The organism is Streptomyces mirabilis, assembly GCF_018310535.1.
In the GTDB taxonomy this organism is placed as follows: Bacteria; Actinomycetota; Actinomycetes; order Streptomycetales; family Streptomycetaceae; genus Streptomyces.
Window position 1 is genome coordinate 3,819,169 of record NZ_CP074102.1, and the last position, 25,899, is coordinate 3,845,067.

Consider the following 25,899-nt stretch of genomic DNA (forward strand, 5'->3'; position numbering starts at 1 on the left):
CGGGGCTTCGCCCCTGCCGTTGCCCGGGTCCTTTTGGCCGCGGGCCCGTGGGGGCTGGGCGCGCAGTTCCCCGCGCCCCTGGCGGGGCGGCCTTACTGGGGCAGGTGTCTGTTGGCGAAGTCGAGTTCGAGTTTCACCTGCTTGATGCGTTCGTCGACGACCAGGGAGCCGTGGCCCGCGTCGTAGCGGTAGACCTCGTGGATGGCGCTGCGGGCGGTGAGGCGGGCTACGTAGTTGTCGATCTGGCGGATGGGGCAGCGGGGGTCGTTGACGCCGGCCGAAATGTAGACGGGGGCCTTGACCGCGTCGACGTAGGTGAGGGGGGAGGACGCCTCGAAGCGTTCGGGGACCTCCTCGGGGGTGCCGCCGAGAAGGGTGCGGTCCATCGCCTTCAGAGCTTCCATCTCGTCGTGGTAAGCCGTCACATAGTCGGCGACCGGGACGGCGGCGATGCCGAGGGTCCACGCCTCCGGCTGCGTGCCGAGGCCCAGGAGGGTGAGGTAGCCGCCCCAGGAGCCGCCGGTGAGGATCAGGCGGGCGGGGTCGGCGAGGCCCGACGTCACCGCCCATTCCCGGACCGCCTCGATGTCTTCGAGTTCGATCAGGCCGACTCGGTGCTTGAGGGCGTCCGTCCACTCGCGGCCGTAGCCCGTGGAGCCTCGGTAGTTGATCCGGACCACCGCGTACCCGTGGTCCACCCAGGCTGCCGGGCCCGCCGCGAAGGAGTCGCTGTCGTGCCAGGTCGGGCCGCCGTGGATGTCGAAGACCGTGGGCAGGGGGCCCGTCGTGCCCGCCGGCTTCTGGATGAGCGCGTGGACGCGGCCGCCGGGACCCTCCACCCACACGTCCTCCACGGGGACCGAGCCCGGGGACTTCAGGCCGGGGGGATCGAGGACGATCTCGCCCGTCGTCGAGCGGACCACGGACGGCTCGGCCGCCGAGGACCACAGATACTCCACGGTTCCGTCGGGGCGGGCCGTCGCCCCGGAGACCGTGCCCTGTGGGGTGGGCACCTGGACCAGCTCGCGGGACGCCAGGTCGTAGCGCCACAGGTCGCTGCGGGCCTCGAAGCTGTGGGCGATGAGAAGGGCCGAACCGTCGGGGTACCACTCGGCCGCCACGTCACCCGGGAGGTCCAGGGCCAGGTCCGTCTCCTCCCCCGTCGCCACGTCCCACACCAGCGGCTCCCAACGGCCGCGCCGCTGATGGCCGATGAGGAGGCGGGTGTCCCCGTCGACCGGGGCGAAGCCGAGCACTTCCAGACCCAGCTCGACCGTGCCGCCCTTGGTGTCGTCGAGCTCGGCGACCGTCGAGCCGTCCGGGCGCAGCACCCGCAGCGCCGAGTGCATCGCGTCGCCGTGCTCGGTGTGCTCGACGGCGATCAGGGAGCCGTCGTGCGAGAGGTCGCCGACGCCCGCCGACTCCCGGTGACGGTAGATCTCCACCGGCTCCTCGCCGAGGCGGACCACGTGGATCGTCGAGCCGTCCTCGTCCGTCGAGCGGCCCACGACCGCGGTGCGGCCGTCCCTGCCGATGGCCAGGCCCCCGGGGTAGGAAGGCTCCAGGCCCGGAGCAGCGGGGGCGTCGACACTTTCGGCACCATCGACGGCATCGCCGACATCGCCCGTCTCCGTGGTCTTGGGCGCGACGAAGCGTTGGCGGCGCCAGATGCCGAACTCGTCGCCGTCCTTGTCGTCAAACCACCAGATCCACTCGCCGTCCGGGGAGAGCACCCCGTCCGTCGTACCGTTCGCCCGGTTCGTGACCTGGCGCTGCTCCCCCGTCCCGCGGTCCCACGCGTACAGCTCGTACGTCCCCGTCGCGTTGGAGACGAACAGCGCGCGGTGCGGGGCGTCCTCCGCCCAGTCGGGCAGCGACACTCGCGGCGCCCGGAAGCGCTTCTCCCAGTCGGGCATGGCTGCCTGCCGCTGCTCGATGGACCCGTTGCTCTCAGTCATGGCCCCATAGTGCCTGGCCCGACCGACCCCGCGCTGGCGAGGTCCCCAGCCTGTGGATAACTTCGCCGATCGCGCCGGACGAACTACGGGAGAGCACCGGCACGAGGGCCCCGAAGCCTCGGCGTCGAGCGCGGCACCGTACCTTTGAACTCGTGTACCGGTTCCTGCTGACGCCCCGCTGGTGGGGGATCAACGTCTTCGTGCTGTTGGCCATCCCCTTCTGCATCTTCATGGGGTCCTGGCAGTTGAGCCGGTTCGAGGCGCGGGTGCAGGACCACCGCGCGGCCGGTGAGCAGGCCGCCGCGGCCAAGACGGAGGCGGCCCGTCCGCTCGCCCGGCTGCTGCCCGTGAGCACGGAGACCTCCGGAAAGCAGGCCACCGCGACCGGCCGGTACGGCAAGCAGCTCCTCGTGCCGGGCCGCGAGCTCGACGGTGAGCCCGGGTTCTACGTGCTGACGCTGCTGCGCGTCGACGGCGGCAAGGCGCTGCCCGTCGTACGGGGCTGGCTGCCCGGAAGCGCCGACCCGGCGAAGGCGCCCGCCGCCCCGACCGGTGAGATCACCGTCACGGGTGCGCTCCAGGCGTCCGAGAGCCCGGGGGCCAACGGCGTCACCGCCGCCGGGGGTCTGCCCGCAGGACAGACCGGCGCGATCAGCTCGGCGTCACTGGTGAACCTGGTGCCGTACGAGGTGTACGACGCCTGGATCACCCTCGCGAAGGCCGACAGCGGGATGCGTGCGGTGCCCGCGACCGCGCCTCAGGGCACCGGCCTGGACCTGAAGGCGTTCCAGAACCTCGGTTACACCGGTGAGTGGTTCGTGTTCGCGGGCTTCGTGGTCTTCATGTGGTTCCGGCTGCTGCGCCGCGAGGCGGAGTTCGCGCGGGACGCGGAGCTGGGAATCGTCCCGGACCATGACGAAGAAGAAGCCACGGTCGCCGAACCCGCCGCCGACGCCCCTCAGGACGCCGACAACATCCCCGTCCGGTAGATCGTCCCGGCGCACGCGTTGGACACGGTCGTCGTGGCCGTCGCCACGCCCGTCTGCGCCGTGTACGACACGGTGACGCTGCCGTCGGCCAGGCCGCCGTCCTCCGTCACCATCTGGGTCGAGGTGCCGGTGCCACCGGTGTCCGTGGCGGTGCCGCCCGTGCTGGTGGCGCCGTCCGTGGTGGTCGTCGGGGTCGGCGAGGGCTGTCCGCCGCCGGTGGTCGGACAGGTCTCCGAGGGCACCCAGGCGAACTTCACGACGTACGAGGCGCTCGGCTTCAGTACCACCGAGGCGACCTCAGTGGAGGGGTCGGGCAGCCCGGTGGCCGCGTCGCCCGCCACATGCGTCACCACGCTGATCTTGGCCGAGTCCGCGGCGCCCTGCGCGAGGGTGCCGACCGCGCCCGCGCCGCTGACGGTGCAACTGGTGGCGGAGACGTTCGAGAGCGTGAAGGAGCCGTAGACCGCGCCGGTGGCGTCCGGGGTGCCGACGGCACTGGTGGCCCCGCCGAGCTGCGCCGGTGTGCACGCGGGCGAGATCGCGGCCGAGGCCGAGGGATCCGGACCGCCCGTGGCCGACCCGGTGTTCGCCCCCTTGCCCTTGTCGGGCGTGGCGGTCTGGCTGCCCTTGCCCTTGTCCTTGGAGGTGCCGGAGCTGCCGCCCGCGGAGCTCTCGCCGCCGTCGGGGCCCTTGCCCTGGCTTGTGCCGCCCTGGGCCTGTGAGCTGTTGCCCGCTATGGACGGGTCGGCGTTCGACCCGGAGACGTTCGAGACGTGCACGAGGGCGGGGACGGCGGTGCCGATGAAGAGCGCGGCGGCGGCCACGCCGACGATGGCCTGACGCTTGCGGGCCCGACGTGCGGGGACCGCGCGGCGCAGGTGCTCCAGCGTGCCGTCGGTGGGTTCGATCTCCTGGACGGCCTGGTGCAGCAGCCGGCGCAGCGCCAGCTCGTCCGAACCGAACCCGTCGGAGCCCAGTGCGTCCGGGCCCAGTACATCCGGGCCCAGTGCGTCCGGGCCCAGTGCGTCCGGGCCCTGCGGGTGGGGGCCGTTTGCGTCGGGGCCGTGGTTCACAGTTCCGTTCCCAGCTTGCTGCTCGTGCTCTTGCTCGTCTTCGGCGGGCGTGGACCGGTGTGTCGGCTCATGCCACTCATAGGGCTCGTGTCGGTCGTGGTTGTCGCGTCGCTGGCTCATGCCGGGGCCTCCATGGCGACACGGAGCGCGGCGATGCCGCGCGAGCCGTACGCCTTGACCGACCCGAGCGATATGCCGAGGGTCTCGGCGACCTGGGCCTCGGTCATGTCCGCAAAGTAGCGCAGGACGAGGACTTCGCGCTGACGGCGCTGGAGGCCCTTCATCGCCTTGATCAGGGCGTCGCGCTCCAGCTGGTCGTACGCGCCCTCCTCCGCGCTCGCCATGTCGGGCATCGGCTTCGAGAGGAGCTTGAGGCCGAGGATGCGCCGGCGCAGCGCGGAGCGCGAGAGGTTGACGACGGTCTGCCGCAGATACGCGAGCGTCTTCTCGGGGTCCCGGACGCGTTTGCGCGCCGAGTGCACCCGGATGAAGGCCTCCTGGACGACGTCCTCGCAAGAGGCGGTGTCGTCGAGCAGGAGTGCCGCGAGGCCCAGCAGCGACCGGTAGTGGGCGCGGTAGGTCTCGGTGAGATGGTCGACCGTGGTGCCGGCGGCCATGCTGTCTTCAGCGCCGTCGCGCTGACTCGGTATGCGGGCGGGCCGCGCTGCAGGCATGGGCGCGATCACCGGCATGCCGGGGCTGCGGAGTCGGCGGGGTGGACGCAGGGGCGTGCCCCTGGTCTGTACCGCGGTGAATTCGAGAACCTCTGCCACGCCAGTTGGACACGCTTCCCCCCGTCAGGGTTGTACGCGACAGGCATCACATTCGCTCCAGGGTTCACACCGGCCGAAGCGCCCGCTCCCCCGCACCCCATGACGTCCGCCCCCACGCACCGCACAACGCCCGCCCCCACGCGCTCCACAAGACCCGCCCCCACGCACCTCGCAACGCCCGCCGGACCATGTGCCGGAACGCCTGCCGACGCGACCGGTAGCGCGTCTGGCAGTGCATTGAATGCCCTCATGCGTACTAGCTCATCCCCTATGCCCCGTTATGCCGTGCCGCCCCCGGGCACCCGTTTAGGGCGACCGCAAAGACGCTCCCCGCCCTCCGCGCGGTTGCGGAGAACGGGGAGGGAAATCTTCGAACGCCAAGCGGGTCCCGTACAAGTGGTCCGGACCATTATTCCGGCCACACAACTGACACAGATCCTACAAACGAATCCGGTGATGGCCAGGGAGATTTTGACCCGCGGACACCCAGAGCAGCGAAATCTACCGGCCATGCAAGACGAGTCTCGGACACACGCCGCCGAAAGCGGTTCGCGACGACGACAGTTGCCTCCCTGGCCTTCGACCATGGACATCCGCCGTACGCCACCGCGTGGAGCCCCCGTGCCGGGGCGGCGGCGTACCCGAGTGATTCCGTCGAATCCGCGCGCACGCCGCTCCCCTGACGCGGCTGTCTAGAACAGCTCCGCCGCCACCAGTTCAGCGATCTGGGCCGTGTTGAGGGCGGCGCCCTTGCGGAGGTTGTCGCCGCAGACGAAGAGTTCGAGAGCGGTCGGGTCGTCGAGGGCCCGGCGGACGCGGCCCACCCAGGTCGGGTCGGTACCCACGACGTCCGCCGGAGTGGGGAACTCACCGGCGGCCGGGTTGTCGAACAGGACGACTCCGGGCGCGGTGGCCAGGATCTCGCGGGCCTTGGTCACGGTGACCTTGCCCTCGAAGCGGGCGTGCACGGTGAGGGAGTGCGTGGTCACGACCGGGACGCGGACGCAGGTCACGGCCACGGGCAGGTCCGGCAGCCCGAGGATCTTGCGGGACTCGTCCCGCACCTTCATCTCCTCCGAGGACCAGCCGTCCTCGCGCAGCGACCCGGCCCACGGGACGACGTTCAGCGCCACCGGCTCCGGGAAGGGACCCGTGTTGTCGCCCACGACCCGGCGTACGTCCCCGGGGGTGGTCCCCAGTTCCGTACCGGCGACGAGGGACAGCTGCTGGCGCAGGGTGTCGACGCCCGCGCGCCCCGCACCGCTCACCGCCTGGTACGAGGAGACCACCAGCTCGCGCAGGCCGAACTCGGCGTGCAGCGCGCCGAGCGCCACGATCATGGAGAGGGTGGTGCAGTTCGGGTTGGAGATGATCCCGCGCGGGCGCACACGCGCGGCGTGCGGATTCACCTCGGGGACGACCAGCGGCACGTCCGGGTCCATCCGGAACGCGCCCGAGTTGTCGACCACGATCACGCCCTTGGCCGCGGCGATCGGCGCCCACTGCGCGGCCACCTCGTCCGGGACGTCGAACATCGCGACGTCGACACCGTCGAAGGCGGCCTCACTGAGCGCCACCACCTCGACCTCCTCGCCGCGCACGGCCAGCTTGCGGCCGGCCGAACGCGGGGAGGCGAGCAGACGGATCTCACCCCAGATGTCCGCGTGCTGGGACAGGATCTGGAGCATGACCGTGCCGACGGCCCCGGTCGCACCCACGACCGCCAGCGTCGGTCCTGCGGGCCTGCTCATCAGCGGCGGCCAGTGCCGCCGTACGAAAGGACGGTCATCGTCCGGTGCCTCCGTAGACGACGGCCTCGTCGCTGTCGGAGTCGAGTCCGAAGGCGGTGTGCACCGCGCGGACGGCCTCGGGGACGTCGTCGGCACGCGTGACCACCGAGATGCGGATCTCGGAGGTGGAGATCAGCTCGATGTTCACCCCCGCGTCGGACAGCGCCTCGAAGAAGCCGGCCGTGACACCCGGGTTCGTCTTCATGCCCGCGCCGACGAGCGAGATCTTGCCGATCTGGTCGTCGTAGCGCAGCGAGTCGAAGCCGATCACGTTCTTCGCCTTCTCCAGGGCGTCGATGGCCTTGCGGCCCTCGGTCTTGGGGAGGGTGAAGGAGATGTCCGTCAGACCGGTGGAGGCGGCGGACACGTTCTGCACGACCATGTCGATGTTGATCTCGGCATCGGCGATGGCGCGGAAGATCGAGGCGGCCTCGCCCGGCTTGTCCGGGACACCGACGACCGTGACCTTGGCCTCGGAGGTGTCGTGAGCGACACCGGAAATGATGGCCTGCTCCACCTTCTGGTCCCCTTGTTTGTTCGGTGCGCTGCTGACCCAGGTGCCCTGAAGCCCGCTGAAGGACGAGCGCACGTGGATCGGGATGTTGTAGCGGCGGGCGTATTCCACACAGCGGTGGAGCAGCACCTTGGAGCCGGAGGCGGCGAGCTCCAGCATGTCCTCGAAGGCGATCCAGTCGATCTTCTTCGCCTTCTTCACCACCCGCGGGTCGGCGGTGAACACGCCGTCCACGTCGGTGTAGATCTCGCAGACCTCGGCGTCCAGCGCCGCTGCGAGCGCGACGGCCGTGGTGTCGGACCCGCCGCGCCCGAGCGTGGTGATGTCCTTCTTGTCCTGCGAGACGCCCTGGAAGCCGGCGACGATGGCGATGTTGCCCTCGTCGAGCGCCGTCCGGATACGGCCCGGCGTGACGTCGATGATCCGCGCTTTGTTGTGGACCGAGTCGGTGATGACGCCTGCCTGGCTGCCGGTGAAGCTCTGGGCGCTGTGGCCCAGGTTTTTGATCGCCATCGCCAGCAGGGCCATGGAGATCCGCTCTCCGGCGGTCAGCAGCATGTCGAACTCTCGTCCGCTTGGCATCGGAGATACCTGCTCGGCGAGATCGATCAGCTCGTCCGTCGTGTCGCCCATCGCGGAAACGACCACGACCACCTGGTGGCCGTTCTTCTTCGCTTCCACGATTCGCTTGGCGACGCGCTTGATGCCCTCGGCATCGGCTACGGAGGAGCCTCCGTACTTCTGCACGACAAGGCCCACGTGCGCTCCTCGCTCAATCCGTCTCTGCACCGCACAACTGCGGTCGGCTCAGTCTAACGAGCGGCCGGATTTCCCTTCCGGAGTATCGAATCGTGAGATGTCCCGCTCACGACGTGATCACTCCGGACCGTCAAGGTCCACCGGGAGTCCACCGGAGTCGTCAGATCCACCGGTTTCGGCAGGGTTCCTCCGGCCGCTCCGAGCGGCACCTGCCCGCCCACACGCCCCGCCACTCCGGAAAGTGCCCCGTGTCACACGACACCGCCGTGTCTTAACTCTCAAGCACTAAGGTTCGGCTGTGCGTGTACTCCTGGTGGAAGACGATCAGCCGGTCGCCGAGTCACTGCGGCGGGGGCTGCTGCGCTACGGCTTCCAGGTCGAGTGGGTGACGACCGGCCACGCGGCGCTGGCCCACCAGGGCCCGTACGACGTCGTCCTCCTCGACCTCGGCCTGCCCGACACCGACGGCCTCGACGTCTGCAAGGCGCTGCGGACCCGCGGTGACGTGCCGATCATCGTGATCAGCGCGCGCAGCGACGAGACCGACCGGGTGGTGGGCCTGGAGATAGGCGCCGACGACTACGTCTCCAAGCCCTTCGGCGTACGGGAGGTCATCGCGCGGATAAGGGCGGTGATGCGGCGCGTCCGGCCCCGTACGGACACGTCGGCGGGCCCCGACCGGTACGGGCCCCGGCTCACCGTCGACCGCAAGGCCGCCCGGGTCCGCCTCGACGGCGTCGAGGTGGCGCTCGCGCCCAAGGAGTACGACCTGCTCGCCTTCCTCACAGAGGAGCCGGGCGCGCTGATGTCACGCGAACAGATCATGGAAGCGGTCTGGGACGCGAACTGGTTCGGCCCGACGAAGACGCTCGACGTCCATGTCGCCGCACTGCGGCGCAAGCTCACGGGGGCGATCACCATCGAGGCGGTGCGGGGGGTCGGGTTCCGTCTGGAGGTCGTACGGGATCCGGTGCCGGACTCGAGGACGACCCCGGACCCGGCCTCGGCCCCGCAGTCGGCCCACGCTCCGGATCAGGGCGCGCCCGGCTCATGATCCGGCAGCTCATCGTCAGTTACGTCCTGCTGGTGGCCGTCGCGCTGACCGCGTTCACCGTGCCGGTGGCCTTCACGCTGACCTCTCAGCTGCGCGGCGACACCGAGGCCTCGGTGCGCCGGGAAGCGACCACGATGGCACTCATGCTGGCGCAGGGCGATCCCGCCTCACGCGCCGCGCTGAACCGGCTGGCGACGGCGTACGCCGACCGGACGCCCGGCCGTGTGGACGTGCTCCCGGCCTCCGGCACGGACGGGACGGACACGGCACGCTGGGGCGACGGCGCGCTGCGGGTGACGGTTCCGGCGATCAGGGACAACCATGTCGTGGGCGCGGTGCGCGTCACGTACCCGACCTCCGATCTGACCGCCCGGCTGTGGCGGATCTGGGGCTTCCGGGTGATCCTCGCCGTCGGTGTGCTGGCGGTGGCCGCCGGGCTCGGCGCGCTGGTGGCGCGCCGGCTGACCCGGCCGCTGCGCCAGCTCAACGAGATGGCGAGCAAGTTCGGCGACGGGGATCTGACCGCGCGCTCGCCGGTGACCGGACCGCCGGAGACCCAGCGCCTGGCCCGCACCCTCAACTCGGGCGCGGAACGCCTGGACACCCTCATCGACTCGCAGCGGATCTTCGTCGCCGACGCCTCCCACCAGCTCCGTACCCCGCTCACGGCGTTGCGCCTGTCCCTCGACAACATCGCGGACGGGGTCGAGGACGAGTTCGTGCGCGAGGACGTGGACCAGGCCACCGCCGAGGTCGTCCGGATGAGCCGGCTGGTGAACGGGCTGCTCGTGCTCGCCCGTGCCGAGGCGAAGGTCTCGGCGGCGGAGGCGCTGCCGCTGCGGGAGCTGGTGGAGAACCGGCTCACGGTGTGGCGGCCGGCCGCCGAGGAGCGCGGGGTCACCATCGCGCAGGACGGGGATCTCTGCGGCCGGTCGCTCGTGCTGGCCGGTCCCGGTCACCTCGACCAGGTGCTGGACAACATCCTGTCGAACGCCCTGGAGGTCTCCCCGGACGGTTCGGTGATCACCGTGAAGGTGGCGGTCCGCCCCGACGAGGTGGTGCTCTCGGTGCTGGACCAGGGCCCCGGCATGTCCGACGCGGAGAAGGCCCGCGCCTTCGACCGCTTCTGGCGCGGCCAGGGCCTCACCGGGCGCTCCGGCTCCGGGCTCGGCCTCTCCATCGTCAAACAGCTGGTGACGGACGACGGCGGGACCGTGGCCCTGCGCGACGCGCCCGGCGGCGGGCTGTGGGTGGCCGTCAGCCTTCGGGCATCGCCGAGGAGTGGTGGTTGACGATCAGCCACTTGCCGCCGCGCTTCTCGTACTCGTACGTGTAGCGGGCCCCGACGGTGCGCCTGGCGCCGGTGTCCGGGTCGGTGAGCGTGAACTCGTACAGGCCGGTGTCGATGGCGGAGTTCTCGTCGAGGACGTTGACGATCGTCTCGATCTTCTTGCCGACCGGCTTGTTCTCGAGGAAGTGCTCGAAGTAGTCGACGATCTCGGCGTGCGTGTCGCGGATCTTGTTGGAGACGGTGGGCAGCAGGACGGCGTCGGAGGCGTAGCGGTCGGCCACCTTCTCCGGGTCGCCGGTCTTCAGCGCGGCGTTCCAGCCGTCGAAGAGCGCGGCGATCCGCGCCTTGGTGGGCGGCTTCTGCGGGGCCGCGCTGGCCGACGTGCCGATCCCGACGCCCGCGGCGCCCGCCGCGACGAGGGCGGAGACGGTGACGACGGCGGCGCGCTTGCGTATCTGGCGCTTCATGAAAACTCCAGTGCGGTGGGGGTACTTGCGGGGTGCTCCGCTTGCTGTGGGAGCGACTCCAGCCTCTCTTCGCGCCGGTTAGGGGCCGTCCAGCGGACGTGCAGGGCTGATCCAACTCACGGCCAACTCACGCTGTGCGAGGGGGTGGTGACGGGCGTGTGCGGGTGCCGGGTGGGGTAAGGGGCGTGGGTGACGGGCGAGTTGATGCTGGGCGGGATCGTGCTGTTGGGGTCCTGCGTGCAATGGCTGACCGGGATGGGCTTCGCGCTCGTCGCCGTGCCGGCGCTGGTGCTGCTCCTCGGGCCGGCCGAGGGTGTCGTCCTCGCGAACTGCGTCGCCGGGGCGATCTGTGTCGTGGGGCTGGCCGGTGGGTGGCGGCGGGTACGGCCGCGCGCCATGGTGCCGTTGTGCCTGGCGGCGGCGCTCACCGTGCCGGTGGGCAGCTGGGTCGCGCGGCGGCTGCCGCCGGCGGCGCTGTTGGTTTTCATGGGCGCGCTGGTGACGGTCGCCGTGGTCGTGGTCATGCGGGGCGTCCGGCTGCCCGCGCTGCGTGGCACTCGGGGTGCGGTGGCCGCGGGGGCGGCGGGCGGGTTCATGAACTCGGCGGCGGGGGTGGGGGGTCCGCCGGTCTCCCTGTACGCCCTCAACGCGGGCTGGACGGTGCGGGAGTTCGTGCCGAACGCGCTGTTCTACGGGGTGGTGGTGAACGCCTTCTCGGTGGCTTCGAACGGCGTTCCGCATCTGGGGCCGGCGCGGTGGGGGGTCGTGGTGACGGGGACGGTGGTGGGGGCGTCGATCGGGAGGGTGCTTGCCGATCGGGTGCCGGAGCAGCGGGCGCGGGTGCTGGTTCTGTTGCTGGCGTTGGCCGGCGGGCTCACCACGTTAGGGAAGGGGTTGTGGGGGTTGGGGTGACCTGTGGTGGGGCGCCTGGTACCGGTGGTGGGGCGCCGGTGGCGGGTCGGGGCCGTGCCGGTACGTCGCGGTGGTCGGTGGCTGCGGGGGGTCAGTCGTTGCGGAGTGTCGTGGGCTTGCGGCCGGGGGTCGCTGAGCGGGGTGGGGTCGTGCGCATGTGGGTACGGACCCGGCCCAGTACGTCGCTGAGTGTGGTGATGTCCGAGCGGTTCAGGGGTGTGACGAGGAGTCTGCGTACGACCGCCACGTGGCCCGGCATCACTCGGCCGAGGAGCTCTTGGCCCTGTGGGGTGGCCGTGACGTTGACGCTGCGTTCGTCGTCCGCCGAAGGTGCCCTGGTGACCAGTCCCGCCTTGGCCAACTGGGCCACCTGGTAGGTCAGTCCGCTGCGGCTGTGGACCAGGCGGTCGGCGATGTCGGTCATCCGCAGCTGCCCCTCGGGGGCCTGCCCGAGCACGGCGAGGATCTGGAACTGGGTGTAGCTGAGGCCGCCCTCGTCGCGCAGCTGCTGGTCGACGGCGTGCTGGAGCAGGCTGCTGACCTCCATCAGGGCGAAGTAGGCGGCCAGTTGCTCGGGATCCAGTCGCTCGGGATCGGGGGGCGGTGTGTCGGGCATGACCAAGAGTTTACTTGCTGCGAATTCGAAGCAGAAGTAAGGTCGCCATGTGTTTCGAATTCGCAGCATCTGCCACAGTGAAGGAGAGACTGGTCATGAGCATGGCTTATCTCGCGCAGGCCGATCAGCAGCAGAAGCTCGAGTGGCTCGACGGTGGTGTCTTCGCCGTGTTGCTGGACAGCGCGGCCACCGATGGGCAGCTGACCGTCGGGCGGTTCAGCGTCAACAAGGGCGAGGCGCCGCCGTACCACCTGCACACCCGTGAGGACGAGGTCTTCATGCTGATCAAGGGCACCGCGCTGGTCTGGTCCGACGATCAGGAGATGGAGCTGTCCGAGGGCGGCATCGTCTATCTGCCCAAGAACGTCCCGCACGGCTACCGGATCACCTCCGACACGGCCGACCTGCTGATGATCTGCACCCCCGGCGGCATCGAGGGCATGTTCCGGCACGCCGGCCGTGATCTGGCCACACCTCGACCCGAGGGTTTCCGGATCGCGCCGGAGCTGCTGGCCGAAGCCGCCGACAAGTACGGACAGGTCGTTCTGGGACCGCCCCGCTGACCGACGCCCACCCCCGCTCACCGATGAGAGGTCCCTCATGACCCAGCAGCAACGCCAAGCCCTTGATGAGCTCCTTCGGCACGCCCCGTTCGACATCGGCGGTGAACTCGGCGAACAGCGCGCCCTCTTCCACGAGATGATCGCGTCCGTGCCGCTGCCCGAAGACGTCACGGCCACGCAGGGCCGGCTCGGTGGCATACCGGTCGTCACCGTCGAGACTCCGGGTAACGATTCCTCGGCTGTGGTGCTCTACTTCCACGGCGGCGCCTACGCCCTCGGCTCGGCCGCCGACTCCGTGGGACTGGCCGCCGACGTGGCCCGGCGTGTCGGGGTCCGTGCCGTCTCGGTGGACTACCGGCTGGCCCCGGAGCATCCGTTCCCCTCGGCCGTCGACGACGCCGTGGCCGCCTATCGCGCCCTGCTCGCGGACGGGACACCCAGCTCCAAGATCGCGTTCGTCGGCGAGTCCGCGGGCGGCGGGCTGGTGGTGGCCACGCTCGTCGCGCTCAAGGAGGCGGGGCTGCCGCAGCCGTCGTCGGCCGTGGTCTTCTCCCCGTGGGCCGATCTGACCCTGTCCGGGGACAGTCTGACCGGCAAGGCCGACGTCGATCCCGCGCTGACCGCCAAGGGACTGCAGATCCGCGCCCGCGACTACCTGGGCGAGACCGACCCCGCCACGCCGCTGGCCAGCCCGGTCCACGCCGACCTGACGGGGCTCGCGCCCCTGCTCATCCAGGTCGGTTCGCACGAGATCCTGCTGGACGACGCCGTACGACTGGCCGCCCGCGCGGCCGAGCACGACGTGGCGGTCGAGCTGCAGGTCTGGCCCCAGGTCCCGCACGTCTTCCAGGGGTTCGCCGCGCTGCTCGACGACGCCGACGCCGCGCTGACCTCCGCCGCCGCCTTCACCCGGGCGCACTGGCCCGCCGACTGACCCCGGACCGGGGCTACTTGGACGACCTGATGCCGAGCGGGCCGCCGATCTCCTCGGCCATGACCCGGCCCGCCTCCTCCGCGAGGACCTCCTCGCCGAGGTCCTGGTCGGTGTCGAGGCCGTTGAGGTCGTCCAGGGGCTGGTTCAGACGGACGTGGGCCACCAGGGACTGGAGGGCGCGCAGGGCCGCCGAGGTGGTGGACCCCCAGTTGGAGAAGTAGGAGAACTGCCACCACCACAGGGCTTCGGTGGTGCGGCCCGCGCGGTAGTGGGCCATGCCGTGGCGCAGATCGGTGATGACGTCCGCGAGGTCGTCCGAGATGCGGCAGGCCACCGGGGCCTTGCGCGGTTCGTACGGGTCGAACACCTCGGAGTAGACGTCGATCGGTTCCAGCATGACCGCGAGACGCTCGCGCAGGTCGTCGACGTCCGGCTCCGGACCGAGGTCCGGCTCGTAGCGCTCGTCGGGGACGATGTCCTCGTGCGCGCCGAGACGGCCGCCCGCCAGCAGCAGCTGGGACACCTCCAGGAGGAGGAAGGGCACGGCGGAGTCGGGCTCGTCGCCCTTCGCCACTTCGGTGACGGCGACGATGAAGCTCTCGACCTGGTCCGCGATCTGGACCACGAAGTCGTCGGGGTCCTGACTGGTCGCGTGCAGCGTGGCGTCAGACATCTAGGAGTCGTCTCCCCTCGAAGGCGCGACCGAGTGTGACCTCGTCCGCGTATTCCAGGTCGCCACCCACCGGGAGGCCGCTGGCCAGGCGGGTGACCCTGAGGCCCATGGGCTTGATCATGCGGGCGAGGTACGTGGCCGTCGCCTCGCCCTCCAGGTTCGGGTCCGTGGCGAGGATGAGCTCCGTGACCGTGCCGTCGGCGAGACGGGCGAGGAGTTCCCTTATCCGGAGGTCGTCCGGGCCGACGCCCTCGATCGGGCTGATCGCGCCGCCCAGCACGTGGTACTTGCCCCGGAACTCGCGCGTCCGCTCGATCGCGACGACGTCCTTGGGCTCCTCGACCACACAGATGACGGTCAGGTCCCGACGCGGGTCGCGGCAGATGTTGCACAGTTCCTCCTGCGCCACATTGCCGCAGGTCGCGCAGAAGCGGACCTTCGCCTTGACCTCCATGAGGCACTGAGCGAGCCGGCGGACGTCCGTCGGCTCGGCCTGCAGGATGTGGAAGGCGATCCGCTGCGCGCTCTTGGGACCGACGCCGGGCAGCCGCCCCAACTCGTCGATGAGGTCCTGGACCACGCCTTCGTACACGGACTGCCGCCCTTCCTGGAATCTTTCAGTACGTACGGTAGTTGGCCGCCGCCGGTCTTAGAAAGGCAGGCCGGGGATGCCGCTGCCGCCGAGGCCCTGGGCGAGCGGGCCGAGCTTCTGCTGCTGGAGCGCCTGGGCGTTCTCGTTGGCCGCCTGGACCGCCGCGACGACCAGGTCGGCGAGGGTCTCGGTGTCCTCGGGGTCCACGGCCTTCGGGTCGATGACCAGGGCGCGCAGCTCACCCGAGCCCGTCACCGTCGCCGTCACCAGACCGCCACCCGCCTGGCCTTCGACTTCGGTGCGCGCGAGTTCCTCCTGCGCGTTGGCGAGGTCCTGTTGCATCTTCTGGGCCTGCTGGAGCAGCTGCTGCATATTGGGCTGGCCACCACCGGGAATCACGATCAGCTCCTGGTCCGTACGGCTGTCTGGACGGGGTTTTCCCGTTCAGCACGAGCCTACGTGGTTGGCGGGGCCGTCGCCCAAGCACTCTTTCGAGTGAGACGATCTCGAAGCCTATACCTGACCAAGACCCTCTTCCGGGCGGAAAAGCGGCGAAACCCGGGCCATCGCCACCCATTGGGCGGTAGGAAGGGGGCGGCGCTTCGGCACCACACGTCACTTGACATCACACACCGTCACCAGACACAACGTCACCAGCAACATCACCAGCTTCGTCGTCCTTCGCCAGTAGGGAGTGCCGGGTGAGCCAGCCGGAGATGCAGCCCGAGGGGCCGCCCCAGGACGGGCGGGACGGCGGGGCCGCGGGGACCCGGCCGGGTGATCTGACCGGCCGGGCGTTTCCGCTCGGGGACTGGGGGGAGCCGGCCGAGCGGCTCCATGAGCTGTACCGGTGGGTGGAGCGGGGGGCGCTCGACACGGCGTCCTGGTATCTCGCGAACCGGGTGTGGAAGCGGCGGGGGGCGCGGGTGCTGCGGGGCGGGGCGGCGGCGGGCGCGGCGGCGGGGGCCGCGCTTCCCCTGCTGGACCTCACGGGGGTGGTCGGCGGGGTCGCCCCCTGGGGGTATCTCGCGCTACTGCTCGGGGTCGCGTGCGTGGCCGGGGACCGGTTCTTCGGGGTGACCTCCGGGTGGATAAGGGACGTGGCGACCGCGCAGGCGGTGCAGCGGCGGTTGCAGGTGTTGCAGTTCGACTGGGCGTCGGAGAGTGTGCGGGAGGTTCTGGGGCCGACGGAGGGGACCGCCAGTGAGGCGGCGGATCGGTGTCTGGGGGTGCTGCGGAGGTTTTCGGAGGATATGACGGAGTTGGTGCGGGTGGAGACGGCGGACTGGATGGTGGAGTTCCGGACCGGGCCCGCGCCGCTGGGCATCCAGTCGTCCCTGGCCGGGGTTCCTCGGGGGGAGGGTGCGTCGCCCGGGCGGCTGCCGTTGCCGCCGGGCACCCGCCCGAACATGCCCCGCCAGCGCCCCCCGGAGCCGCGCTAGCGTTCCCTCGCCCCGCCGCCCCAGGGACTCCGCCCCTTCCACCCCGCATCGGCCTGGACGGCCTCGTCCTCATACGCCGGACCGGCTGAAGATGCGCGCCGACGCCCTCAAGGGGCGCGGGGAACCGCGCGACCAGCCCCCACCGGGCCCGCAGCCAAACGAACCGGGTGGGCGGGGGATGCAGGTCGAAGGATCAGTTGGTGCCGCAGATTTTCAGGCCCACCGGGGTGCCGCACGGCAGGTGGCCGTGGGTGCGGATGGCGTCCTGGCCGTTGCCGCGGCTGATGCAGGTGAGGAAGCCGGAGGCGAGGGAGTCGGCGGGCGGCCGTAGGCGTACTCGGTCTCCCGGTACGGGTAGGAGGACGTGCCGTGTTCCAGGTCCTCCACGGACGCGGTGTGCCCGTGGAGGGTGAGCTGGTGCAGGCCCTTGTAACCGGTGGCGAGGTTCAGTTCGCTGGAGCCGATCGCCCCGGGCAACCCGGCCACGGTGCTCAGCACCTGCTCGGTGGAGTCGAGTTCGCACCGCACCACGGGCGCCGTCGCGTCGTCCTTGTGGACGCAGTCCAAGGAGGAGTTGGCGTCCGGTCAACCGAACTGACGGCTCGTCAGCCGATCTTCGTGTACGTCAACGACTCGCCCGAGCCCGTGTTCACCCGGCGCAGCCGGCCATCGGACAGAAGGGTGATCTCGGAGGCGGCGCCCGGGGAGCAGGAGGAGATCGGTGCGCCGCCGGTGACTTCGGAGGGCCCGATCACCAGGGGGCCGCCGGCGCCGGGGGCGGCGGTCAGTTCGGCCCGGAAGACGCAGTGGTAGGTGCTGCTGCCGGACGGACCGTCCGCGACGAGCGAGAGGACCGTGTCACCCACCGCGCCCTGCTGGATGGTGAGTCGGCGGGTGTTGTGGCCCGTCGCGTTGTCGATGGAGGCGTCCCAGGTGCCGAGGAACCCCTCCGGGATCGTGCCGCCCTGGGATGCCTGGGAAGAGGGCGAACCGGAAGGGGAGGAGGAGGGAGCAGAGGGGGAGGGCGGGGGCGAGTCGGAGGAGGTCGGGCTCGTGGACGAGGCCGAGGATGCCTTCGCGTCGTCGCTGCCCTTGGCCGTGCCGCCCTGCATCAGCGCGTAGACGGAACCGCCCGCGCCGAGCGCGACGACCACCGCCACGACGATCAGGGCGGCGGTGGAGCGGCCGCTTCTGCGCGGCGGCTCGGGCTCGGGGACGCCCACGGGGCCGTACGGCGTTGTGGGCATGCCGGGTCCGTACGGCGGCGTCGGGCCGTACGAGCCGGGAGCGCCCCAGCCGCTCTGCGGATAGCCGTACGCGGGCGGGCCCGTGGGGCTGGGGTGCTGCTGGGGATGGCCGTACGCGGGGTGCGCGGCGGGCGGCGCGGCCGGTGGGGGCGTCTGGCCGGCGCCCGCGACCAGCGTCGGGAGGTGGTCCTTCGAGGCCGGTCCGCCCGGCGGGGGCGGGGTGGCGGCGTGCTCCGGGGCGACCTCGGGAGCGGGGGTGGGTGCGGCCGAAGGCTTGGACAGGTCCAGGGCCGCCGGGGCGGATCCCGGGGCCGGTTCCGGAGCGGGGACGGTGGCGTGGTGCGCGGGCGGCGCCGCAGCCGGTGCGGGGCGCTCGTCCGGGTTCTCCGTGTCCAGCAACCGCACGGCGTGCCGTCCGAGTTGGGCCACCAGCGCGCTGGGCAGCCACGGGTCACGGGAGCGTCCGTCCACGACGGTGTCCTCCGCGCCGATGCGCTCCAGGATCTCGTCGAGGCCGGGGCGGGCGGCGGGGTCCTTGCGCAGACAGTGCCGTACGAGGTCGGCGAGGCCCTCCGGTACGCCGTCCAGGTCGGGATCCTCCTGCGCGATGCGGAACATCGTCGCGTGCACCCCGCTGCTCGCCGCCCCGAAGGGCTGGACGCCGGTGGCGGCGTACGAGAGGACCGAGCCCAGGCAGAAGACGTCGCACGCGGGCGTGACGCGGTCGCCGCGGACCTGCTCGGGCGCCATGAATCCGGGCGAGCCGACGAGGGCGCCGGTGCTGGTGAGGCCGCCGTCGGTGACGGTCTCCAGGGCGCGCGCGATCCCGAAGTCGATGACGCGCGGGCCGTCGATGGTCACGAGGACGTTGGAGGGCTTGAGGTCGCGGTGGATGAGTCCGGCGGCGTGGATGTCCTTGAGGGCGTGGGCGAGTCCGGCCGCGAGGATGCGGACGGAACGTTCCGGTAGCGCTCCGTGGTCGTGGCCCACGACCGTCTGGAGGGAGGGTCCGGCGACATATCCGGTCGCGACCCACGGGACGGCGGCCTCGGTGTCCGCGTCGAGGACGGGGGCGGTCCACAGGCCGCCGACCCGGCGCGCGGCCTGCACCTCCTGGCGGAAGCGGGCCCGGAACTCCTCCTGCGCCGCGAGTTCCTCGCGCACCAGCTTCACGGCGACGGTACGGCCCCGGTCGGAGCGGGCCAGATAGACGCGCCCCATGCCACCGGCACCGAGCCGCGCGAGCAGTCGGTACGCCCCGATCTGCTGCGGTTCCCCCGCCCCCAGCTGCTCCATCGTCGCGCCGCCCTCCCCCGTGCCTGTGCAACCGCCCGAGCCCGAGGATAGTGCGGCCCTACGGGGAGGTGGGTGGGGCGGGGTCTACGGTTCAGTAACAGCACCTGGCGTTTTCGTGACGTCCGTCGCGGCCCCGTCGATCTCGTCGAGAACCGCCGACAGTCGCTCCAGGATCCGTACGGTCTCGGCGAAGCCGTCCTCCCCGAGCGCCCGCGCCAGCCGGTCGGCGAGGGCGGCGTGGCCGGGGCCGATCGCGGCGACGGCGGAGCGGCCGGTGGCGGTCGGCGAGAGCAGTTTGGCGCGGCGGTGGGCCGGGTTGGGCAGGTACTCGGCGAGGCCCTTGCCAACGAGCAGATCGGCGACGCGCTGCACGCTCTGCCGGGTGATGCCCATGACGCGGGCGATCCCGGCGACGGGGAGCGGCTCGGGGAGCACCGCGCCCAGCACCTGCCACCAGGCGGCGGTCAGCCCCGCGGGGCCGGCCAGCTCGTCCGCCACGGAGAGGAACTGGCCGTTGAGCCGGAAGACGCCGAGGGCGGCGCGGCTGAGGAGGTTCTGTCGTTCCCGGCTCATCGGGCGGCCTCCTCGGCGGGCCTTGAGGCCTTCTCCAGTACGGCGTACGCGGACGCGTCGGAGTCGTGGAACAGGCGGTACCAGGCGTCCAGCACCTCCCCCTCGTACACCCCGAGGAGCCGCAGGACCTCCCGGGCGAAGGCGACGGGCTCGGTCGGTCCGGCGGTGACGAGGTCGCCGTCGGTGACGGCGTCGGTGTCGACGTACCGCCCGGTGCCCCGGTAGCCGGTGGCGGCGAGGTAGAAGGACACGGCGCTGGTGTGGTCCCGGTCGTCGAGGAGCCCCTCGCGGGCGAGCCCGGCCGTCGCCCCGCAGATCGCGGCGACCGGCACGCCCGCGTCGAGGAAGGCGCGGGCCTTGCGGGCGAAGGGGGCTAGGTCGTCGGAGGTGTCCCAGAGGTCGGCGCCGGTGAGGATCAGCAGGGAACTGTCCTCGGGGCGGAGTTCGTCGAGCGCGAGGTCGGGCCGGATGCGGAGACCGCCGATCGTCGTCACCGGCTCCCGGGTGGGGCCGACGGTCCGGATCTCGTGGCCGGCGCGGGCGAGATACGCGGTGGCGTGACCGGTCTCCCAGTCGGCGTAGGTGTCGTAGACCGCGAGGTGGACGGGACTGCCGTGGTCGCTCGTCGCGCTCATTGCGTTCATCGCTCTCTCTCCTCGCGTGGACCGTGGCCGTGCACTATGTCAGCATGCTGTCATTTCGACAGTGCGCTGTCAATGTACGGTTGTCGGCGGCCAAGCCCGACAGACTGTCGTGGAAAGCCCCCGGTCACAGACAGGACGCCGATGTCGCGCCCCCTCCGGGGACATTTACGCTTCGGCGCATGACCCCTCAGCCCAACCCCCAGGTCGGCGCCGCCGTGAAGGCCGCGGACCGCGCGCACGTGTTCCACTCCTGGTCCGCGCAGGAGCTCATCGACCCGCTCGCCGTCGCCGGCGCGGAGGGGTCGTATTTCTGGGACTACGAAGGCAAGCGGTATCTGGACTTCACCAGCGGGCTCGTCTTCACCAACATCGGCTACCAGCACCCGAAGGTCGTCGCCGCGATCCAGGAACAGGCCGCAACCCTGTCCACGTTCGCGCCCGCCTTCGCCGTGGAGGCCCGTTCGGAGGCGGCCCGGCTGATCGCCGAGCGGACCCCGGGCGACCTGGACAAGATCTTCTTCACCAACGGTGGCGCGGAGGCCGTCGAGAACGCCACGCGCATGGCCCGGCTGCACACCGGGCGTCCGAAGGTGCTCTCCGCGTACCGCTCGTACCACGGAGCCACCTCCACCGCGATCAACCTCACCGGTGACCCGCGGCGCTGGCCCAACGACAGCGGCGCGGCGGGCGTCGTCCACTTCTGGGCGCCGTTCCTCTACCGCTCCCCCTTCCACTCCGACAGTGAGCAGCAGGAGTGCGAGCGGGCGCTTCAGCACCTGGAGGACACGATCGCCTTCGAGGGGCCGGGGACCGTCGCGGCCATCATCCTCGAGACGATCCCGGGGACCGCGGGCATCATGACGCCGCCGCCGGGCTATCTCGCGGGGGTGCGCGCTCTCTGCGACCAGTACGGGATCGTCTTCATCCTGGACGAGGTCATGGCGGGCTTCGGGCGTACGGGGAAGTGGTTCGCGGCGGACCACTACGACGTGACGCCGGACCTCATGACCTTCGCGAAGGGCGTGAACTCGGGCTACGTTCCGCTCGGCGGTGTCGCGATCTCCTCGGCGATCGCGGAGACCTTCGCCCGGCGGCCCTACCCCGGGGGGCTCACGTACTCCGGGCATCCGCTGGCCTGCGCCGCCGCCGTCGCCACCATCAACGTGATGGAGGAGGAGGGCATCGTCGAGCAGGCCACGCGGATCGGGGAGACGGTGCTCGGGCCCGGGCTGCGGGAGCTCGCCGCGCGGCATCCCAGTGTGGGTGAGGTGCGCGGTACGGGGGTGTTCTGGGCCCTGGAGCTGGTCAAGGACCGGGAGACCCGGGAGCCGCTGGTGCCGTACAACGCCGCCGGTGAGGCCAATGGGCCGATGGTCGCGTTCGGGGCCGCGGCGAAGGCGCGGGGGCTGTGGCCGTTCATCAACATGAACCGGACTCATGTGGTGCCGCCGTGCAATGTCTCCGAGGGGGAGGCGAAGGAGGGGCTCGCGGCGCTGGACGAGGCGTTGTCGGTGGCGGACGAACACACCGTGTGACGCGTGGGGGGTCTCGCCCCCGCCGCCCCTACCCGTCCCATGCCCCGGGGGCTCCGCCCCTTCGCCCCCGGGGCATGCGGGTCGGCCGCGGGGGGTGGGGGCTGGGCGCGCAGTTCCCCGCGCCCCTGGGGGGCGGGGCTGCGCCCCGCATCCCGGGCCCCTGAAAGGCTCGGGTCCGCGTAAGGTGACGTGCTCATAGTGGAAGCACACGCACGTGCACCCGTACGCGATGAGGGAGCGAGAGACCATGCCCGGCACCGGCGGCAACGGCGCCGTAACCCGTAGCACCCTGCGGCAGCAGATCGCGGACGCGCTCCGCGACGAGGTGCTGGCAGGCCGGCTCCGGCCCGGGCAGGCGTTCACGGTGAAGGAGATCGCCGAGCAGTACGGCGTCTCCGCGACCCCCGTCCGCGAGGCCCTCGTCGATCTGTCTGCCCAGGGCCTCCTGGAGGCGGACCAGCACCGCGGCTTCCACGTGCACGAGTACTCTCCGGCCGACTACCGCGGCATGATCGAGGCCCGGAGCCTCGTCACCGACGGAATGTTCCAGAGTCTCCTCGCCGGAGGCATGGCGCAGGCCGACGATCCGCGCACCCTCGCCGCCCTCGCCGGGGTCCGACGTCGCGGCGAGGAGGCCCAGCGCGCCGCGACGGCCGGCGACCTGAACATCCTCATCGGTTACGACCTGCGCTTCTGGCGCGAACTGAGCGCCCTCTTCGGCAACGCCTACCTCGCCGACTTCCTGCACCGCCTGCGCGTCCAGTCCTGGGTGTGCACGGTGCAGCACCTGCGCCGGGTGGAAGATCTGAAGGGCCACCTGTGGGCGGGCCACACGGAGCTCGTGGACGCGCTGTCCCGCCGCGACCCCGGCGCGGCGCACGCGATCGTCGCCGCGTACAACGAGCACTCCCTCGCCCTCCTCGAGCGCCTGACCGCCGGATGAGCGCGACGTAAGGTCGTGCCGGGAGGCGTGTGCGCCTGCGCGACGGATGGGCACACGGGGTGCGGGCATGGGGTGCGGTATGGGATCCGCACGAGGGGGACTGAGGACGGGTCCCACCCATTACGCTTCCCTGACCACCGTGCTTCCCAAGGAGCTAGAGGAGCCGTCTGTTGGCCTGTGACCTGTGGCTGGTCCCGCTCGTCGACGTGTTGTGCCACACCCCCGACAATCCCTTCGCCGAGGAGCTGGCGCTCTACGACAAAGCGCTGGGCGAGGCCGGACTTCCGCCGGTCCCGGTGTACGCGTACATGCCGGGGCTCTCCGGCGACGTGGCCCCGGTCGCCGGTTTCGACTACGACGCGCTGCACTTCCTGCGCCGGGCGTATCTGCTCCAGATGTGCGGCCTCGCGGTGACCCCGGTGGACGAACTGGGCGGCGACTACGAGCAGTTGCTGGAGATGTTCGAGACGAACGCCCAGCAGTCGCACCTCGTGTGGCACTACGACCACGCGGGCGCGTACGTCCCGGTCGACTTCCCGCACCCGCTCGCCAATGACGAACTCCTCGCCGGGGGTGGCCCCCTGGGCTCCTCGCAGACGCTGCTGCGCGAGCTGGAGTTCGTGGCCCCGTCGATCGGTATCGACCCGGCGAACCCGCCTGCCGCCCCGCAGCCGCCCATGGCTCCCACGGAGCTGGAGGAGCCGGCCGCGCCCGCCCCGTACGACGCGAGTCCGTTCGCGCGCGAGCGGCATGTGTGGCTCGGCCTGCACGCGGCGGCCACGCGCAGCCTCGCCCAGGGATCGATGATCATCTTCAGCTGAGGCGTACGCGGCCCGAAGGAAGGCCCAGGTCCCACCGGAGTCGGTGGGACCTGGGCCGCCCTTCTTTCTATATTCGACTTGCCCTGAACCAAAGCTGTTTGACTGGTCGTCAGCCGGCTTGGAAAACCGGCGTCCCGTCCTGTGTCAGCTTCCAGTTGGTGACCGCGAAGTCGGCCGGGTCGAGGGTGCCCTTGGACGTGACGTAGTCGATCATCAGCTGGCGGATCTCGTTGGTGGAGCTGTACGCGATGTCGGCGGCCGCGATGTGCGGGTAGCCGCTGCCGCCGTTGGCGCGGTAGTTGTTGACGGCGACGACGAAGACCTGGTCGTCGGCGACCGCCGCGCCCTTGTAGGTGAGGTTCTTGATGCGGGAGCCCTCGGCCTGCGCGATGTCGATGTCGTACTCGACCCCGGCGGCGGTGTCGTACATGTAGTCCCAGAAGCTGTTGGCGTTGGTGAGGGTGGCCGTGTCCACCTTCGTGCCGGACGGGACCTTGTAGTAGTACTTAGCCGCGTACTCGAGGTAGTCCTTGAGCTGGGCGCCCGTGAGCTTCTTGCCGTACAGGGTGTTGTCGTAGATGTAGAGCCCTGCCACGTCGCGGATGGTGACGTTGCCCGCCGGGATGTCGGCGGTGCGGCTGAAGGGCGCGGCGACGGAGATCAGAGGGAGGGCGGCGTCGGCGGTGGACAGGCCGGAGGCCACCGTCGCCATCTGGACCTGGTGGATGAAGTCCATCACCGGGACGTCCTTCCAGCAGGCCTCGGCCGCGGAGAGGTCCGCGGTGCAGGTGCCCACCGGAGTGTTGACGTACTTCACGACCAGGTCGTGGTCGGCCTTGAGGAGCCGGGTGATCTCCGGGTCCTCCTCGACCGTGTTGCTGTTGAGGGTCTGCGCCTTGGTGCTCGTCACCTTCCACTGGCCGTGGTGGAGTTCGAGCTCGAAGTCGAAGACGGTCAGGCGCATGCCCCAGCAGTACGGCTCGGAGAGGACGACGTCCTTGCCGGTCTCCTCGTTCTTCACCGTGTACGACGAGACCTCGACATGCGTGTGGCCGACGAGGATCGCGTCGATGCCGGGTACCTGCTGGGCGACGAGGTTCGAGGCGTTCTCGACGTACGGCAGCTCACTGCCGTACGACGAACTGCCGTCCAGGCCCGAGTGGTCGGTGAGGAACACGACGTCGCACCCGAGGGCACGCATCCGCGGGACGTACTTCTTCGCCTGCTCGACGAGCCCGGTGAACGCCATCTTCCCGGAGACGTTGTCCTTGTCCCACAGGGCGATGCCCGGGTTGGTGAGGCCGAGGATGCCGACCTTGATGTCCGGGGCGCCGGGGACGCAGATGCGCTTCACGGTGTACGGCTGGAAGGCCGGACGCAGCGTCTTGGCGTCCAGCGCGTTGGCGCCGAGCAGCGGGAAGTGACACTGCTGCTCGAACTTGCGCAGGGTCTCGATGCCGTAGTTGAACTCGTGGTTGCCGAGCGCGGCGGCGTCGTAGCGCATGTGGTTCATGGCCACGGCCATGGGGTGCACGGGGGCGCGCTTGCCCTTGGCGGCGACGATGGGGTCGACGCGGGCGTAGTAGTACGCCAGCGAGGTGCCCTGGATGATGTCACCGGCGTCGACGAGCAGGACGCGCTTCTCGCCCTTGGCGGCGCGCTGCTGCTTGATGAGGGTGGCGACGCGGGCGACGCCCACGGAGTTGCCCTTGCTGTCCTTGTACGCCGCGTCCGTGTAGTAGTCCCAGTCGAAGACGTGACTGTGCAGGTCGGTGGTGCCCAGGATGGAGAACGACCAGGTACGGGGTGCCTTCTCGGGCCTGTGGTCCGCGGCCTGGGCCGGGGTCGCGGCGACGGTCCCCGCGACCGTGACGGCCGCCCCGGTGACGGCCGACTTCTTCACGAACTCCCGGCGGTTCATGGGATTGACGGGCATACGTGTCTCCTGGGACTGGCTGGGACTTGGCTGACGGGAGCAACTGCGCGAGTCGTGCGGGGACTTCGAGCACTGCATGTGCGCTGGGTGCGCTACGTGCACACCGCGCACTCAGTGCACTACACGCGTAGATCGTCGTCGCGTCCAGGCCGGTCGGGAACCAGGAACAGACCATGTCCAGGTCAATTAACGGTCAGCTTGCCCTGCCGGACGGTCACTTCGTGACATGACGACGCCCCCGGATCGGCCGAAGCCGCACCGGGGGCGCCCTCGTCGGGGGACTGCGTCTCAGCCAGCGGCGACAATCCGGGTGGCCCGGTATTGATAACCGTCCTGGTCGCCCTCTTCCCACTCCATGGTGACTTTCCGACCCGGCGTGAGAAAGCGGAAGCCGGACATCTCGATCACGGAGAAGTGCGCCCAGCAACCGCCCGGCGTCTCATCGGAATCGAGGACCCCCCAGCCCTCTTCGTCGTCCCATTCACGAACCGTCGCCAGCGTCAT

Annotated in this window: 25 protein-coding genes and 1 pseudogene; 10 read left to right on the forward strand and 16 right to left on the reverse strand. The window is 70.8% G+C overall.

Going from position 1 to position 25,899, the window contains the following annotated elements:
- Nucleotides 1-92 precede the first annotated feature (92 nt).
- On the reverse strand, nucleotides 93-1,958 hold the full coding sequence (locus SMIR_RS16775; RefSeq protein ID WP_168494041.1) for a S9 family peptidase: 1,866 nt from the start codon (nucleotides 1,956-1,958) through the stop codon (nucleotides 93-95).
- A gap of 152 nt (nucleotides 1,959-2,110) precedes the next feature.
- On the opposite strand from SMIR_RS16775, the gene SMIR_RS16780 reads away from it, so the two are divergent.
- Entirely contained in the window at nucleotides 2,111-2,947 is an 837-nt protein-coding gene (locus tag SMIR_RS16780; RefSeq protein ID WP_168494039.1) for an SURF1 family protein, read from the forward strand.
- Here SMIR_RS16780 and SMIR_RS16785 read toward each other — a convergent pair.
- From SMIR_RS16785 to SMIR_RS16800, 4 genes are all read right to left on the reverse strand, one after another.
- Nucleotides 2,917-4,140 (reverse strand): hypothetical protein, encoded by a 1,224-nt coding sequence (locus SMIR_RS16785; protein ID WP_248003043.1) that lies wholly within the window; start codon nucleotides 4,138-4,140, stop codon nucleotides 2,917-2,919. The genes SMIR_RS16780 and SMIR_RS16785 overlap by 31 nt on opposite strands.
- Entirely contained in the window at nucleotides 4,137-4,712 is a 576-nt protein-coding gene (locus SMIR_RS16790) for a SigE family RNA polymerase sigma factor (protein WP_054231405.1), read from the reverse strand. The genes SMIR_RS16785 and SMIR_RS16790 overlap by 4 nt, the downstream gene beginning before the upstream one ends.
- A 773-nt stretch (nucleotides 4,713-5,485) precedes the next feature.
- Complete coding sequence (locus SMIR_RS16795) at nucleotides 5,486-6,544, reverse strand: aspartate-semialdehyde dehydrogenase (protein ID WP_168494037.1); 1,059 nt, start codon at nucleotides 6,542-6,544, stop codon at nucleotides 5,486-5,488.
- 34 nt (nucleotides 6,545-6,578) lie between these two features.
- The gene (locus SMIR_RS16800; protein ID WP_168494035.1) at nucleotides 6,579-7,856 is read right to left on the reverse strand and encodes an aspartate kinase; all 1,278 of its coding nucleotides are present in this window, start codon (nucleotides 7,854-7,856) and stop codon (nucleotides 6,579-6,581) included.
- A gap of 298 nt (nucleotides 7,857-8,154) precedes the next feature.
- Here SMIR_RS16800 and SMIR_RS16805 point away from each other — a divergent pair, with 298 nt between their 5' ends.
- Together SMIR_RS16805 and SMIR_RS16810 are read left to right on the forward strand one after the other, a co-directional pair.
- Nucleotides 8,155-8,910 carry a response regulator transcription factor gene (locus SMIR_RS16805; protein ID WP_248003042.1) on the forward strand — a complete coding sequence of 252 codons (756 nt, stop codon included), beginning with the start codon at nucleotides 8,155-8,157 and terminating at the stop codon, nucleotides 8,908-8,910.
- Nucleotides 8,907-10,202, forward strand: coding sequence for a sensor histidine kinase (locus SMIR_RS16810; RefSeq protein ID WP_168494033.1), 1,296 nt, complete (start codon nucleotides 8,907-8,909; stop codon nucleotides 10,200-10,202). Before SMIR_RS16805 ends, SMIR_RS16810 begins: the two co-directional genes overlap by 4 nt.
- On the opposite strand, the gene SMIR_RS16815 is transcribed toward SMIR_RS16810, so the two are convergent.
- Nucleotides 10,168-10,668 (reverse strand): SgcJ/EcaC family oxidoreductase, encoded by a 501-nt coding sequence (locus tag SMIR_RS16815; RefSeq protein WP_168494031.1) that lies wholly within the window; start codon nucleotides 10,666-10,668, stop codon nucleotides 10,168-10,170. The two genes, SMIR_RS16810 and SMIR_RS16815, sit on opposite strands and share 35 nt — an antisense overlap.
- Nucleotides 10,669-10,872: 204 nt before the next feature.
- On the opposite strand from SMIR_RS16815, the gene SMIR_RS16820 reads away from it, so the two are divergent.
- Complete coding sequence (locus SMIR_RS16820) at nucleotides 10,873-11,580, forward strand: sulfite exporter TauE/SafE family protein (RefSeq protein WP_168501195.1); 708 nt, start codon at nucleotides 10,873-10,875, stop codon at nucleotides 11,578-11,580.
- 91 nt (nucleotides 11,581-11,671) lie between these two features.
- On the opposite strand, the gene SMIR_RS16825 is transcribed toward SMIR_RS16820, so the two are convergent.
- Nucleotides 11,672-12,196, reverse strand: a complete 525-nt coding sequence (locus SMIR_RS16825; protein WP_168494029.1) for a MarR family winged helix-turn-helix transcriptional regulator — start codon at nucleotides 12,194-12,196, stop codon at nucleotides 11,672-11,674.
- A gap of 95 nt (nucleotides 12,197-12,291) precedes the next feature.
- Here SMIR_RS16825 and SMIR_RS16830 point away from each other — a divergent pair, with 95 nt between their 5' ends.
- Nucleotides 12,292-12,759 carry a cupin domain-containing protein gene (locus SMIR_RS16830; RefSeq protein WP_067374033.1) on the forward strand — a complete coding sequence of 156 codons (468 nt, stop codon included), beginning with the start codon at nucleotides 12,292-12,294 and terminating at the stop codon, nucleotides 12,757-12,759.
- Between the two features lie 37 nt (nucleotides 12,760-12,796).
- Entirely contained in the window at nucleotides 12,797-13,693 is an 897-nt protein-coding gene (locus SMIR_RS16835) for an alpha/beta hydrolase (protein WP_168494027.1), read from the forward strand.
- Between the two features lie 13 nt (nucleotides 13,694-13,706).
- On the opposite strand, the gene SMIR_RS16840 is transcribed toward SMIR_RS16835, so the two are convergent.
- From SMIR_RS16840 to SMIR_RS16850, 3 genes are read right to left on the reverse strand one after another with little or no spacing between them, the layout of a single operon-like run.
- The gene (locus SMIR_RS16840) at nucleotides 13,707-14,366 is read right to left on the reverse strand and encodes a DUF5063 domain-containing protein (RefSeq protein WP_095853427.1); all 660 of its coding nucleotides are present in this window, start codon (nucleotides 14,364-14,366) and stop codon (nucleotides 13,707-13,709) included.
- The gene (gene recR, locus SMIR_RS16845; protein ID WP_055613476.1) at nucleotides 14,359-14,958 is read right to left on the reverse strand and encodes a recombination mediator RecR; all 600 of its coding nucleotides are present in this window, start codon (nucleotides 14,956-14,958) and stop codon (nucleotides 14,359-14,361) included. Before recR ends, SMIR_RS16840 begins: the two co-directional genes overlap by 8 nt.
- Nucleotides 14,959-15,015: 57 nt before the next feature.
- Nucleotides 15,016-15,357, reverse strand: a complete 342-nt coding sequence (locus SMIR_RS16850; protein WP_075033091.1) for a YbaB/EbfC family nucleoid-associated protein — start codon at nucleotides 15,355-15,357, stop codon at nucleotides 15,016-15,018.
- A 302-nt stretch (nucleotides 15,358-15,659) separates the two neighbouring features.
- Between SMIR_RS16850 and SMIR_RS16855 the strand changes: the two genes are divergently transcribed.
- Nucleotides 15,660-16,400 carry an SLATT domain-containing protein gene (locus tag SMIR_RS16855; protein ID WP_168494025.1) on the forward strand — a complete coding sequence of 247 codons (741 nt, stop codon included), beginning with the start codon at nucleotides 15,660-15,662 and terminating at the stop codon, nucleotides 16,398-16,400.
- 193 nt (nucleotides 16,401-16,593) lie between these two features.
- On the opposite strand, the pseudogene SMIR_RS16860 reads toward SMIR_RS16855, so the two are convergent.
- The 4 genes and pseudogenes from SMIR_RS16860 to SMIR_RS16875 form a co-directional block, all read right to left on the reverse strand.
- A pseudogene (locus SMIR_RS16860) lies at nucleotides 16,594-16,979 on the reverse strand (type 2 periplasmic-binding domain-containing protein); the annotation flags it as partial.
- Between the two features lie 26 nt (nucleotides 16,980-17,005).
- Nucleotides 17,006-18,943: a protein kinase domain-containing protein gene (locus tag SMIR_RS16865; RefSeq protein ID WP_212727171.1), complete on the reverse strand. Its 1,938-nt coding sequence runs from the start codon at nucleotides 18,941-18,943 to the stop codon at nucleotides 17,006-17,008.
- Between the two features lie 84 nt (nucleotides 18,944-19,027).
- A complete protein-coding gene (locus SMIR_RS16870; RefSeq protein WP_168494021.1) occupies nucleotides 19,028-19,516 on the reverse strand; it encodes a MarR family winged helix-turn-helix transcriptional regulator in 489 nt (162 codons plus the stop codon).
- Nucleotides 19,513-20,160, reverse strand: coding sequence for a type 1 glutamine amidotransferase family protein (locus tag SMIR_RS16875; protein ID WP_422664437.1), 648 nt, complete (start codon nucleotides 20,158-20,160; stop codon nucleotides 19,513-19,515). Before SMIR_RS16875 ends, SMIR_RS16870 begins: the two co-directional genes overlap by 4 nt.
- A gap of 179 nt (nucleotides 20,161-20,339) precedes the next feature.
- Here SMIR_RS16875 and SMIR_RS16880 point away from each other — a divergent pair, with 179 nt between their 5' ends.
- From SMIR_RS16880 to SMIR_RS16890, 3 genes are all read left to right on the forward strand, one after another.
- A complete protein-coding gene (locus SMIR_RS16880) occupies nucleotides 20,340-21,695 on the forward strand; it encodes an aspartate aminotransferase family protein (RefSeq protein ID WP_168494019.1) in 1,356 nt (451 codons plus the stop codon).
- A 247-nt stretch (nucleotides 21,696-21,942) separates the two neighbouring features.
- The gene (locus tag SMIR_RS16885) at nucleotides 21,943-22,638 is read left to right on the forward strand and encodes a GntR family transcriptional regulator (RefSeq protein ID WP_168494017.1); all 696 of its coding nucleotides are present in this window, start codon (nucleotides 21,943-21,945) and stop codon (nucleotides 22,636-22,638) included.
- Between the two features lie 170 nt (nucleotides 22,639-22,808).
- Nucleotides 22,809-23,459, forward strand: coding sequence for a putative DNA-mimic protein (locus tag SMIR_RS16890; protein WP_054231368.1), 651 nt, complete (start codon nucleotides 22,809-22,811; stop codon nucleotides 23,457-23,459).
- A gap of 109 nt (nucleotides 23,460-23,568) precedes the next feature.
- Here SMIR_RS16890 and SMIR_RS16895 read toward each other — a convergent pair whose 3' ends face one another.
- Together SMIR_RS16895 and SMIR_RS16900 are read right to left on the reverse strand one after the other, a co-directional pair.
- The gene (locus tag SMIR_RS16895) at nucleotides 23,569-25,395 is read right to left on the reverse strand and encodes a 5'-nucleotidase C-terminal domain-containing protein (protein WP_168494015.1); all 1,827 of its coding nucleotides are present in this window, start codon (nucleotides 25,393-25,395) and stop codon (nucleotides 23,569-23,571) included.
- A gap of 288 nt (nucleotides 25,396-25,683) precedes the next feature.
- Nucleotides 25,684-25,899 (reverse strand): cold-shock protein, encoded by a 216-nt coding sequence (locus SMIR_RS16900; protein WP_168494013.1) that lies wholly within the window; start codon nucleotides 25,897-25,899, stop codon nucleotides 25,684-25,686.